We start from the raw sequence: 13733 nt of genomic DNA, 5'->3' as shown, positions 1-13733 counted from the left end.
AGAAAAAGGAGGCAAGGCCTCCACATCTGATTATTTGCTATTTCGAGCTTCTTCCAAAATCTTTGCAATCTTGGTCGTCAAAAGGTCAATAGCAACTGTATTGCTGACCCCTTCAGGAATGACGATATCAGCATAACGCTTGGTTGGTTCGATAAACTGATGGTACATAGGTTTAACCACACCTAAGTACTGGTCAATGACGCTATCAAGGCTACGGCCACGCTCTTCCATATCACGCTTGATACGACGAATAATGCGCACATCATCATCCGTATCCACAAAAATCTTAATATCCATCAAATCGCGCAGACGCTTATCCTCCAAGACCAAAATCCCCTCAACGATAAAGACATCTTGAGGCTCCTGACGATAAGTCTTGCTGCTTCGTGTATGCTCTGTATAGTCGTAAGTCGGAATGTCCACCGGACGCCCTGCCAACAATTCCTTAATCTGCTCGATCATCAAGTCTGTATCAAAGGCAAAAGGATGGTCGTAGTTGGTTTTGACACGCTCTTCAAAGGTCAAATGAGACTGATCCTTGTAGTATGAGTCATGCTCAATCATGGAAATCTTTTCATCAGGGAAATGCGATAAAATGGCTCTTGAAACACTGGTCTTACCTCCACCAGAACCACCTGTCACTCCGATAATGATTGGTCTATTTTGCATGCTATCCTCCGTTTTTTTATCCGTCGTCTATTCTATCACATTTTGTGCAAAATTTATAGTCTGATTTGGATAGTCTAGGGGAAGAATTCCATCCCCACACTCCAGTTAGATTAGCTAAAAACCTTCCTTGGTTTGTAGAGATTGTCCCGTTTTTCTAGAATGGCTAGCAATGTATCTCCTTCAAAAGCAGCCAATTCTTGTTCTGTTTGGTCGAGTTCGATAAAACGACCAAAGCGTACTTCTGTAGCCTCTTCTTGAGTTAGGAAAACTTTGACAAGGTCGCCTGTCCCAATCTCTAGAGGATGAAGAAAGTCCAATTGACTAGCCTCCACTTTTTCAGCAATTTCTTCCAATGTAAGAGCGTCTTCTAGCTGTAAACCGGCTGCACTAGTACGAGTGAGATGTGACATATGAGCCGCATAACCCAATTTTTCTCCCAAGTCAACCGATAAGGTACGAATATAGGTTCCCTTGCTACATTTCACACGAAAAGTAAAGCGTGCAAGATAACCCTCATAAGAAATCGGACTTGTCCGCTCAAATTGATAAATAGTCACCTGTCGTTCTGGACGCTCTACTTCTTGACCTGCACGCGCATACTCATAGAGTTTGCGACCATTAACCTTAACAGCTGAATACATAGGCGGAATCTGAGTAATAGGCCCAGTCAAGCTAGCAATCGCTTCATCGATAAGCTTTTCATCCAGGGGCGACAGAACAGGGGTCTCCGTGACCACTTCTCCACTTTCATCCTCGGTCGTCGTTGAATAGCCAAGAGTGATTTCCCCCTCATAGACCTTGCCCTCGTCCTGCATAAACTCGACCATGCGTGTCGCCTTGCCAACTGCAATGGGCAAAACACCCACCACATCCGGATCCAAGGTCCCACCATGACCAATCTTCTTGGTTCCCAAAATCTTACGCAGTTTAAAAACCGCATCATGCGAGGTCATTCCCGCTTCTTTTTTTAAGTTGATAATACCGTTCATGCGTCGCTTTCTAATTTCATTCATGAAATATCTTCTTCAAGAATTGTAATGTAATTATCTTTTGTAACAAAAGATTGTGTGGCTAATCTTCTTGCTTGGTTCATAATTATCCTGTCAAAAACATTTCTTATAAATCGCCCATTTGCATTTTTATTTTCAGGATTGCTACTATGTAATTCTAAATATTTTTTTAATTTTTCTTTTGCAGAATCATGCAAAATGTACTCTTCATTTTTGCAATATGAAAGAAAAATATCAAACATTTGGTCCACAGTATAATCTTCAAACGTAATAAAATAATTAAATCTTGATTTTAACCCAGGATTAGATTCAAAAAATTTTTTCATCAATTCATCATATCCAGCAACAATAACCACCAAATCATCACGATAGTCTTCTAATGCTTTTGTTAACTCAGTTAAACACTCTCGACCATAACTATCACTTTTATCGTTTTCAGTAATACTATATGCTTCATCAATAAACAATACACCACCTTTGGCTTTTTGTATCAATCTCTTCACTTTCGAAGCCGTCTGTCCTTGATATTCTGCTATTAAGTCTGTTCTAGTTGCTTCAATAAAATGACCTTTACTTAGTATTCCTAATGAACGATACATATTCCCAACGATTCTAGCCACAGTAGTTTTACCTGTACCTGGATTACCTAAAAACGCCATATGCATAGTTCTGTTTGTTTTTTTAAGACCGATTTTTTCTCTACTTTGTTGAACTTTATTAAACGCTACTAAATCTTTAATTTCTTTCTTAACATTTTCTAAACCTATTAATGACTTTAAATCATTTGCAAGTTCTTCAAATGATTTATGATTTGTTTCTTTCAAAATTAAATAATTTGTATCAATAACTCTAGAGCCAAGATATTTATACAATAATTCCAATAGACTAGTTTGCTTATCTTTGATTTTTAAGAATGTCTCTTTACTTGTCAAGTTTCCTAATCGTTTTATAAATTCTAACTCAGCATTTTTAATATTATCAACTATATCTTGAAGAATTATTTCTAATTCATAAGTATTATTTGTTAAATCATCCAGTTTTTTCACTTCCGATTTTAACAATTTTAAATAAGTTTCACTAATCATCTACATTCCTTTAAACAATAGAAATAATACTATTATAACAACAGCGACTCCAATAGTATAGAATCCTTTTCTAAGGAAACTAATCTCTTTTTGTTTTTCCTCTAGTTCAGTTTGAAATTTCTCGACAATTAAAGTAAGATTTTTACCTTCCTCTATTAATCGAACATTCATCTTGTCTACATCGTTTTTAAGATTATTTTGTGTTTCTTCAACTTGTAAATGCAAATCGTTAAAACTATTTTCTATTTTCACTAATGATTTTAGCTTCGCTTTTAAACTATCAATTTCAATATGAATTTCACTTTGCTTATCTTCAAGTTGTTCTAACTCTTCTAATTTTTTATGATGTTTCTTCAATACATCAATTAAATCTTTATTCTGTTTAAAAACATCATCTAATAATTTTTTATTACCAGTTTGATATTCTTCTATCTCATGCAATCCCTGTATAGCTTTATTATTTGCCTCTTTTGCTGCAATCAAAGACTTTGAAATGCTTTGAATATACTCATCATCCAATATTTGAAATGTTTCGTAAATTGTATTAAATTCCTGAATAATCTTTTTGATATGTTCATTTTGATTAAAAATCTTGTTATGAACAGCTTCTCTAAGTGCATTTAAATCTTTTCCCTTGACTCCATAGTCCACAGAAAACAAATTCAATATATTCTCTTCATCTGGAACAGTAGGTAAATCAAATTGTTCAGGAATCTCTTCACTAAAGGCTTTTAATGCTTGTTTTTTTTCATTAAATCTTTCAGAATTGGCTAAAACTTGAATTTCTAATTCTTCTGACATAACATTCTCCTATAATAAATCATTTAATGCACTTTGCATTTCTTCAAGTTCTCTTTGTTTTTCATCAAAATAAATTTCATTAGCTAATAATCGCTGTTTGAAATCAATCTTTGAATTAGAAAACTCTTCTTCAACATCACCAAGTAGTTCTCTTAGTTTTTGATGGTTCTTAGCCATCTTACTAAAAATGTGGTTTCGTTTAATAGCAACATTTTGCTCGGCAACAAAAATTTGGACTTCCTGAATTCTTAACAATTCATTTCTCTTATCAGCTTGTTGCCTTTTATTCTCATCTTGTAGTTTCCTTGAAATAAAGCCATCAAGTCCGTTAATGATAATTGCTCCCAAGATTCCAGTTAGTAAACTTGCTAAGAACATCCCTAAAATATTAGCAATTGTTCCTAGAAGTTTTATTTCAAAAGTCATACCTGGTATCTTATTTAAGAACTGTTCAAAATATTCTCCTAAAAACATTGCGCCTACACCTACTAATGCGGATGTAATAATTTTTGAAACATGGGCAATTTTAATTGCAGTAGAATGAGATTCATTCTCAGGGTTTGATAGATAAGAGATACTTTCTCTAATTGAACCAAATAATTGTTTTACCAAATTTGGTAACTTTCTTAGTTTTTCAGCGAAAGCACCAATAATTTCTCCTACGATGCTTCCAACAAAACTGTCTACACCAACTTTAATAAAATCTTTGATTTTACCAAAAAATGAATGAAGAGATTTTTTCATTTCCTTAAGAAATGTATCAAAAGATTGTTTTTTTGATTTAAAATATCTCACTAAAGCATTCATAATTTCTTTCAACATTCCAAATAAAGCAGCAACCAACATAGCTTTTATAGCATCTTTACCAGCTTTATTAACCATTTTTACAGGTGCTTTTTTTGCAATATGTTTATTAATAGAGTTATTTGCTCTTTTCTCAGTTTTTAGCATTTTCTCTGAATCAGCCGCTAATTTATCATTTAACCTTTTTTCATTTTCCGCTTTTAAATTTTTCTTTTCTGAATCTGAGATATTTTTCTTATCAATTTTCTCATTGGCTCTTTGAACTTGATCCCTAAGTTTTTTTTCTCTCGCTTCTCTATTCTTTATATAGTCACTATTGGATGTTGCTCCTTTACTTTTATTCAGAGATTCATTAGTTGCTGCAAAATTTTCCTTTTTATTTGCTAAATCAGCAGTTTCAATATCAGCGATTTTTCTCCAATTATTATCAAATATTTTTTTACGAGGAACAACATGATCCAAATTAGCCTTCTCATTTATTTTTAAAGTTTTACCAGTATATTCATCCTTTAAATTATTGGATTTTTGCTTTTCTTTCATAGCTTTATTTGCATCAGTATATCTTTTATCATTCAGTATCTTAGTTCCCTCTTCTTTTGTATAACCATTAGGATGTTTATCGTTATACTGCTTAAGAAGCGTGTCGCTTGTCATATCTAAACCAATTTGGTTCGCAAATTGACTCCAAATTTCATCTAAAATAGCATCCCCTAATTTATCTGGGGAATTAATTTCTTTACATTCCAATTCCAATTTTTCAAGATTAGAAAACTCAGTTGTAAATTGTTGTTCCAGTAGTTCTTCTAACTCATCGTAGTTTAAATTTTCAGACTCATATACTTCTTCTGCATTCAATACTAATAATTCATTTTCCACTGTTTTCTACTCCCCCTTCAATGCTTCAAACTTCGCTTTCATAGTTGGATTTTTCCGAGTCAATTTTTTGACCGAAACATCTTCCAATTTATTGTTTGCGAGGCGAAGTTGGTTTTCGGATGTGGTTAGGGACTTCTTGACCTCTTCCATGCGTTTGATGGCCTTGTCGATTTCATCGATGGCTTTGCCAAAGTTAGTCGAAGCCGAATTATAGTTCTTAGCAAAAGCTAGCTTAAAGGCATCCAAGTCCTCTTCAAAATGAGTGATGTCAATATTTTGCTCCCGAACCAAAGCCAACTCCTGCTTATATTTTAGGGAATTAAGCGCCGCATTTCGCAAGAGCCCAATCAACTGGATAAAGAATTGAGGACGAACTACATACATTTTTTCATATTCGTGGCTGACATCAACAATCCCCGTGTTAAAGTAGTCGTTATCGGCCTCAAGCATGGTCACCAAAACGGCATACTCACAGTTCTTCTCCCGACGGTCCTTGTCCAATTCCTTGTAAAAATCTGCATTCTTGTGCTTCTTCTCTGTTCCATCAGCTTCGTTTTTCATCTCAAACATGATGGAAATGATTTCGACCCCATTTTCATCACTCTCGCGGAAGATAAAGTCACCCTTAGACCCACGCGCTGAAATCTTGTTATCCTTCTCAAAGTAGGCATTTGGAAAGGCAAAACTACGGACCTTGTTAAACTCACTCTCTGCATAGTGTTCCAGACTTTCCCCGATAGCTTTTGTAGACTGCTGTGCCTTGAAATTCTTATAAAATTCGACTTGTTCACTGGCTGCTTTGAGCTGTGCTTCATAGTTTTGCTTAACAGAAGCAAGAGAAAGCTCGTTTTCTTTTTCTTGCAAGAGAAGCTGATTTTTAACCTGGTCTCGTTCTTTTTCTAGGTCGGAGAGGGTCTTCTGTAGTTGATTTTCATGCTCTAAACGTAAGGTCGCCAATTGGTTTTCCAAGGACTGTACTTCCTTATCCTTAGCCAATAAGGCCTCATGGCTTGTCTGTTCAACCTCTTTCTTGGCCAATTCTTTTTCTGTATCAAAGTTTTGGATTTGACTCTGCAATTGAGCAATTTCTTGGTCTTTTTGAGCTAGTTTAGACTGTTGTTCATTCATGGCCTTTTGCTCTGCCAAGGCCAGTTCCTGCTTCATCCGATCGTGCAATTCCTTATCAAACTCTACCGTTCTCACTTGAGACAAAAGTTCAGCATACTGACTTTCATTTACTGTAAAGACTTCCCCACAGTTGGGGCATTTGATTTCGTTCATATCGTTCCTCTTTCTAGACTTCTGTAACCATTATATCATGCCTGAGGGAAAATCAAAAACAGTGAGTCGAAACCCACTGTTTATCTTCTTTTTTCTTTAAATTTTTTCCAAGGCCAAGCGCAAGTCTTCAATCAAATCTTCTACATTTTCAAGACCGATTGACAAGCGGATTTGGTTTGGTGTGACACCTGCTGCTTCTAGATCTTTTTCTGACAATTGACCGTGAGTGGTTGTAGCTGGATGAACAACAAGCGATTTAGCATCTGCCACGTTTGCTAGGTCAGAAAAGATTTCTAAATGATCAATCACCTTACGTGCTTCTGCCTCTCCACCTTTGACATGGAAGGTAAAGATTGAACCGACACCTTTTGGCAAGTATTTTTCAGCCAAAGTATGGTAAGGACTATCAGCAAGTTTTGGATAGTTGACTTTTTCTACCTTAGGATGGTTGACAAGGAAATCAACAATTTTCTCTGCATTTTGTACATGACGTTCCACACGAAGAGAAAGGGTTTCAAGTCCTTGGAGTAAGAGAAAGGCATTAAATGGTGACAAGGCTGCACCTGTATCACGGAGCAATTGAACACGAACAGCGATAATAAAGGCTGCTGCCCCCACATCACGAGTATAGCTCAAATTGTGGTAGCTTGGGTCTTCCTCAACAAATTGAGGGAATTTTCCTGAAGCCGCCCAGTCAAAACGCCCGCTATCGACAATCACTCCACCAATAGTCGTACCATGCCCACCAATAAACTTAGTCGCAGAGTGAATGACAATATCAACACCGTGAGAAAAGACGTTAATCAAATAAGGTGTAGCAAAAGTATTGTCAGAAACAAGTGGAATCTGATGTTTATGAGCAATCTCTGCCAGTTTTTCCAAGTCTGGAATGTTAATCAAGGGGTTGCCCAAGGTTTCAATCAATACAAGCTTGGTATTGTCTTTGATCGCTGCTTCCACTTCCTCTAAATTATCCACATCCACAAAGGTTGTTGTGATACCATAACGAGGAAGGGTTTCCTTCAAGAGATTGAAGGTTCCACCGTAAATAGTTGAGGCTGCTACTACATGGTCACCAGCGTGGGCAAGTGCCAAAATCGTATAAGTCACTGCGGCCATACCTGATGCGGTTGCAAGAGCTCCAACACCACCTTCAAGGGCAGCAATTCTTTCTTCGAAGGCAGCTGTTGTAGGGTTTGTGATACGAGTATAAATGTTCCCTGGTTTTCTCAAGGCAAACAAATCGGCACCTTCCTGCGTGTCATCAAAAACAAAGGATGTTGTTTGATAAATCGGCACTGCACGAGACTTAGTTGCTGGATCAACTACTTGCCCAGCATGCAGTTGCAAAGTTTCAAATTTTAAATCACGAGTCATAAAACGACCTCCAAATAGTTTGATTAAAGATATTGTAGCATCTTAAGGTATAGTTTACAAATATCAGTTTTCTATATTTTGATATAAGAAATAGCTATTACCCTATTTTAAAAACGAAAAAGCACGACTTAATCGTGCTCATTTTCTTAATCTACGTAAGTATCTTCATTTTTATTGAGGAAGGCATATGGAAGACCCATCAAGAGGCCTCCTCCGATAAAGTTTCCAATGAAGGTTACACCCCAGTGACGAAGCATATTTCCAACACCAAAGTTAGCAATTGAATCAGCAGCAACACTGAATTTTACAATCGCGAAAGAAGCAAAGTTCGCAGCGATGTGCTCGTTTGTTAAGAATACAAACATATAAATTGCTGATAAAACGAGCCATAGTTTAGCGCCACCATCTTTGACCAAAACAAATGAAAGAATCGCAATATTTACGAAAATATTTGCCAAAATCGCCTCAAGCAAGATTAATTCATTTGAACGACCTAACTTCATCTCAACAACCCCTGAGATGAAACTATCGTGAGTCAGATGTGCATAGGCTGCCGAATGAGCAAAGCCCCAACCTGCTATCAAGGCCCCAATAAGGTTGAACAAGGTACAGTAAAGTAAAATCTCAGCTGTTTTTCTCCAAGAAATTTTTTTCAAGAAACTACCAGCAGTCAAGAACATCATGTTTGATGTTACCAACTCGGCATTCAAGAAAACAATGTAGGCCAATCCCCAAGCAAAGACAAAGGGGAAGAGGAAGCGTCCACTACCTGGTGCAATTTTATTAATCAAGTCAGCCCCTACTGCACCAGCAGCTGTACTGAAAGTTAAGAATGCACCTGCAAACATCGAACGAATCGCATACTTAAATTTGCTTTGACTATAAAGACTTTCTTTCTTCTTGCAAGCAAATTCAATCTTTGAGATAAATTCTGAAGAAACCATAATAAACTCCTAAACTTTTATTTGTGATAATTATAACATAAACTTTAGAATTAAGGAAACGTTTTCTGTATTTCATAAAAGTTTATTTTATGAAAATATTAAAAGAATCAATGAAACTTAATCTTCACTGATTCTTTTAGAACTAATAAAATTGTTTATATGGTTGATTGAAGGCTGTCAGAATTTCGTCAGATGTTTGTGAATAATCTTTTGTTTCTTTCAAATCACCCTTTACAATGATCCGCTCAGTAGCTGCTGCATCCTCACAAGTTACTAAAGTAATTTCATCAACACCAGTTCGGTCATCAATTTCATCTACTCTATCTGGTGTAACTCGTTTCACTTCACTAATTTCATAGGTATACACTTTATTCTTGTCTGTCAAGTGAATTTTCATCCCTTTTTTCGCACGATCTAGTGGAGAAAAGAGCATCTGACTAGCATTATCACCTGTGAAAATATGATGGCTAGCTAATGAATAATTCCCTTTACCCATTTCTTGGTCACGCTTCATGGTACCCGCACCATATAAAAGATTGACATTTGCAATCCCCTTAAAGATAGGTAAATTAATTTCAAGCTCAGGTATTGCAATTCCTCCAATAACAGGTAATTTTTGATTATCCCATTGAGAGGCTAAAACAGCTTCAGAGGAAATGGCTTTTACTGAATCAAAATCAAAATTTCCCTCTGTGTCCTGATTTTCTTCTATTTTTTCTTTTGATACTTGACTAACTTGGTATTTATTACTATTCCAAGCAATAAAAGCATCACGAATCTTTGCATTAAAAATTAAAGCAATAGAGATCAGTATGAGAAATACAGCCAAGATATTTGTCAGCAGATTTTTTCGTTTGATTTTCTTATTATTCTTTTTATGAGACATTATGCTTCACCTTCTGTTTCGTTTTCTGCCCCAACTTCTTCTTTCTCTGCGGCTGCCACTGTTGTAAAGGTTACAATTTTGGCATCTTGATCGAGGCGCATCACCTTAACTCCCATAGTTGAGCGACCTGTTTGTGAAATATTGGCAACGTTGGTTCTAATCATGACACCAGTATCAGTGATAATCATCAAATCTTCATCGCCTTTAACTGTCATAAGACCAGCAAGAGAACCGTTCTTTTCTGTAATCTTAGCGGTTTGCATCCCTTTACCACCACGACCTTTAGTTGGATATTCGGTCGCAACTGTGCGCTTACCATAGCCCTTTTCTGTGATGATAAGAACCTCGTCCTGGTCTGTAATCACACTAGCACCAACAACTGTGTCTCCGTCACGAAGGTTAACACCTTTCACACCAGTGGCGATACGACTCATACCACGAACAGCTGATTGATTAAAGCGAACTGAATAACCAAACTTGGTACCAATGATAATATCCGTGTCTTCTTCCGTCAACAAGACATTAATCAGCTCATCTTCATCCTTGAGATTCAAAGCCTTGAGACCATTCTGACGAATGTTAGCAAATTCCTTAACGCTGGTTCTCTTCACAATACCATGACGAGTTGTGAAGAAGAGATAAGCGTCATCACTGCGTTCAGACTCAACATTGATGATGGTTTGAATACTTTCGCCTTCATCCAATTTCAAAAGATTGACAATTGGCAATCCCTTAGCAGTACGGCCATATTCAGGAATTTCATATCCTTTCAGGCGATAGACGCGTCCTTTATTTGTGAAGAAGAGCAGGTGATCATGGGTACTAGTTGACACTAACTCACGAACAAAATCGTCATCCTTAACACCTGTACCTTGAACACCACGACCCCCACGTTTTTGAGCAGTAAACTCAGCTTGGTCCAGACGTTTGATGTAACCTTTGTTAGAAAGAGTGATCAAAACATCCGATTCTTCAATTAGATCCTCATCTTCAAGACTCAAGACCTCACCGACCATCAATTCCGTACGACGTTGGTCACCAAATTTACGTTTAACTTCGTCTAATTCATCTTTGATGATCTGAGAAACACGTTCCGGCTTAGCTAGAATATCTGCTAAATCAGCAATCAGAGCCAAGAGGTCATCATACTCAGACTGAATCTTATCGCGTTCCAAACCTGTTAAACGACGAAGACGCATATCAAGAATGGCTTGACTTTGACGTTCAGAAAGCTTAAACTTGCTCATCAACTCAGCTTGTGCTTCCGCATCCGTTTCACTAGCACGGATGATACGAATCACTTCATCGATATGGTCTAGCGCAATCAAGAGACCTTCTAAGATATGAGCACGCGCTTCTGCTTTTTCCTTATCAAAACGAGTACGACGAACAACCACTTCTTTTTGGTGCTCGATATAAGCATCCAAAATCTGACGAAGGGACAAAATCTTCGGTACCCCATTTTGGATAGCAAGCATATTGAAACCAAAGTTGGTTTGCATCTGGGTCATCTTGAAGAGGTTATTGAGGATAACATTTGCGGATGCATCTCGTTTGACCTCGATTACGAAACGAACTCCTTCACGGTTTGACTCATCACGGACTGCTGTGATGCCCTCAATGCGTTTTTCCTGAACCAAACGAACAATATGCTCATGCACCTTTGTTTTATTGACCATATAAGGAAATTCTGTTACAACAATACGCTCACGGCCAGTCTTAGTTTCTTCAATTTCAGTACGTGAACGGAGGACAATCGATCCTTTACCTGTTTCATAAGCCTTATGAATACCTGATTTCCCCATAACAAGAGCACCAGTTGGAAAATCTGGCCCTGGCAAGACTTCCATCAAGTCCTTAGTGGTCACTTCAGGATTGTCCATAACTAACTTCACTGCATCAATGGTTTCACCCAGATTATGAGGTGGAATATTGGTTGCCATCCCAACAGCAATACCAGTTGCTCCATTTACCAAAAGATTAGGAAAGCGTGCTGGCAAGACCAAGGGTTCACGTTCATTGGCATCATAGTTATCAACGAAGTCAACCGTATTCTTATTGATATCTCGAAGCATTTCTAGAGCAATCTTGCTCATACGTGCCTCAGTATAACGCTGAGCGGCAGCACCATCTCCATCCATGGAACCAAAGTTTCCATGCCCATCTACAAGCATGTAACGGTAGCTCCACCATTGAGCCATGCGGACCATTGCTTCATAGATAGAGGAATCCCCGTGTGGGTGAAATTTACCCATGACATCTCCAGTAATACGAGCAGATTTTTTATGGGGTTTGTCTGGAGTAACACCCAATTCATTCATTCCATAGAGAATCCGACGGTGAACCGGTTTCAAGCCATCTCGAACATCAGGAAGGGCCCGCGCTACGATAACACTCATGGCGTAGTCGATAAAGCTCGTCTTCATCTCCTTTGTCAGATTGACATTCACTAAATTTCTATCCTGCATTAATAAATGCCTCATTTCACTATTAGTAATTAACTATATTATACCATAATATCCGCCATATTTCAGGTATATAAAACCACTAAAACGTTTACATCAAGAACTGAAATGCATATCCGTGACAAAGCTTTTCAAAAGTGATAAAATTGAAATAACTGGGGAAATCCCTGAATAAAATTAAGGAGATGTTTAGAATAATGACTTCAACTAAACAACACAAAAAAGTTATCCTTGTCGGTGATGGTGCTGTAGGTTCTTCTTACGCTTTTGCACTTGTTAACCAAGGAATTGCACAAGAGCTTGGAATTATCGAAATTCCACAATTGCATGAAAAAGCTGTTGGTGACGCGCTTGACCTTAGTCACGCCCTTGCCTTCACTTCACCTAAAAAAATCTATGCAGCTCAATACTCTGACTGTGCAGACGCTGACCTTGTTGTAATCACTGCAGGTGCGCCTCAAAAACCAGGTGAAACTCGTCTTGACCTTGTAGGTAAAAACCTTGCTATCAACAAATCAATCGTAACTCAAGTTGTTGAATCAGGTTTCAAAGGTATCTTCCTTGTTGCTGCCAACCCAGTTGACGTCTTGACTTACTCAACTTGGAAATTCTCTGGTTTCCCTAAAGAACGAGTTATCGGTTCAGGAACTTCACTTGACTCAGCTCGTTTCCGTCAAGCACTTGCTGAAAAATTGGATGTTGATGCTCGTTCAGTGCACGCCTACATCATGGGTGAACACGGTGACTCTGAGTTCGCTGTTTGGTCACACGCTAACATCGCTGGTGTAAACCTTGAAGAATTCCTTAAAGACACTCAAAATGTTCAAGAAGCTGAATTGATTGAATTGTTCGAAGGTGTTCGTGATGCAGCTTACACAATCATCAACAAAAAAGGTGCAACATACTACGGTATCGCAGTAGCCCTTGCTCGTATTACTAAAGCAATCCTTGACGATGAAAACGCAGTACTTCCCCTTTCAGTATTCCAAGAAGGTCAATACGGAGTTAAAAACGTCTTTATCGGGCAACCAGCTGTTGTAGGTGCACATGGTATTGTTCGTCCAGTAAATATCCCATTGAACGACGCAGAAACTCAAAAAATGCAAGCATCTGCAAATGAATTACAAGCTATTATTGACGAAGCATGGAAAAACCCAGAATTCCAAGCTGCTTCTAAAAACTAATTGTAACTAGGTTCTCATTTAATGAGAACTCCACACCGAAGACAAACATCATTTTAGTGTTTGTCTTTTTTTTTCTTCATCTCTACTATCCTTAAAATAAGTTGAACCCTCTATAAAATACTTTTCAATGCAAAACAAAAAACTTTCCCTCCCTGTTTTCCTTGCTTTTTCCGAACTAAGTCAATCTTAACTTCCAGTTGCTCACTTATAAACTTATCTTGATTATCTAACACTTGGTAAGTATATTTGTGGTTATTGGATACGATTCAATCATAGATGAAGGAAAATCGAGAACTTACTCAACCTGACGAAGAATATAGTCTTGCGGAACGAGTTCCTCTAGCGTGTAAT

The 13733-nt window shown here is 37.6% G+C and carries 11 protein-coding genes; 1 reads left to right on the top strand and 10 read right to left on the bottom strand.

The features are described 5' to 3' along the window. Nucleotides 1-30: 30 nt before the first annotated feature. The 10 genes from udk to gyrA form a co-directional block, all read right to left on the bottom strand. Entirely contained in the window at nucleotides 31-669 is a 639-nt protein-coding gene (gene udk, locus PAN06_RS00170) for a uridine kinase (RefSeq protein WP_001181376.1), read from the bottom strand. A 110-nt stretch (nucleotides 670-779) separates the two neighbouring features. Beyond that, nucleotides 780-1658, bottom strand: coding sequence for a tRNA pseudouridine(55) synthase TruB (gene truB / locus PAN06_RS00165; RefSeq protein WP_269795280.1), 879 nt, complete (start codon nucleotides 1656-1658; stop codon nucleotides 780-782). Between the two features lie 20 nt (nucleotides 1659-1678). Further along, on the bottom strand, nucleotides 1679-2764 hold the full coding sequence (locus PAN06_RS00160) for an AAA family ATPase (protein WP_004260685.1): 1086 nt from the start codon (nucleotides 2762-2764) through the stop codon (nucleotides 1679-1681). Further along, a complete protein-coding gene (locus PAN06_RS00155) occupies nucleotides 2765-3565 on the bottom strand; it encodes a hypothetical protein (protein ID WP_004260688.1) in 801 nt (266 codons plus the stop codon). It abuts the gene before it with no gap. A gap of 9 nt (nucleotides 3566-3574) precedes the next feature. Then, on the bottom strand, nucleotides 3575-5245 hold the full coding sequence (locus PAN06_RS00150; RefSeq protein ID WP_269795261.1) for a hypothetical protein: 1671 nt from the start codon (nucleotides 5243-5245) through the stop codon (nucleotides 3575-3577). Nucleotides 5246-5251: 6 nt separating this feature from the next. Further along, the gene (locus PAN06_RS00145) at nucleotides 5252-6526 is read right to left on the bottom strand and encodes a DUF2130 domain-containing protein (RefSeq protein WP_004260696.1); all 1275 of its coding nucleotides are present in this window, start codon (nucleotides 6524-6526) and stop codon (nucleotides 5252-5254) included. 96 nt (nucleotides 6527-6622) lie between these two features. Further along, nucleotides 6623-7903 (bottom strand): O-acetylhomoserine aminocarboxypropyltransferase/cysteine synthase family protein, encoded by a 1281-nt coding sequence (locus PAN06_RS00140; RefSeq protein WP_004260699.1) that lies wholly within the window; start codon nucleotides 7901-7903, stop codon nucleotides 6623-6625. A 146-nt stretch (nucleotides 7904-8049) separates the two neighbouring features. Further along, the gene (locus PAN06_RS00135) at nucleotides 8050-8847 is read right to left on the bottom strand and encodes a formate/nitrite transporter family protein (RefSeq protein ID WP_000254773.1); all 798 of its coding nucleotides are present in this window, start codon (nucleotides 8845-8847) and stop codon (nucleotides 8050-8052) included. 142 nt (nucleotides 8848-8989) lie between these two features. Next, a complete protein-coding gene (locus PAN06_RS00130; RefSeq protein ID WP_033681684.1) occupies nucleotides 8990-9733 on the bottom strand; it encodes a class A sortase in 744 nt (247 codons plus the stop codon). After that, nucleotides 9733-12201 carry a DNA gyrase subunit A gene (gene gyrA / locus PAN06_RS00125; protein ID WP_269795260.1) on the bottom strand — a complete coding sequence of 823 codons (2469 nt, stop codon included), beginning with the start codon at nucleotides 12199-12201 and terminating at the stop codon, nucleotides 9733-9735. Before gyrA ends, PAN06_RS00130 begins: the two co-directional genes overlap by 1 nt. Before the next feature lie 194 nt (nucleotides 12202-12395). On the opposite strand from gyrA, the gene PAN06_RS00120 reads away from it, so the two are divergent. Continuing rightward, the gene (locus PAN06_RS00120) at nucleotides 12396-13382 is read left to right on the top strand and encodes an L-lactate dehydrogenase (protein ID WP_000204729.1); all 987 of its coding nucleotides are present in this window, start codon (nucleotides 12396-12398) and stop codon (nucleotides 13380-13382) included. Nucleotides 13383-13733: the final 351 nt, after the last annotated feature.

Source organism: Streptococcus sp. SM3, from assembly GCF_027497875.1.
The sequence above is the reverse complement of the archived record's forward strand: the minus strand, read 5'-3'. Positions and strand labels throughout refer to the sequence as shown.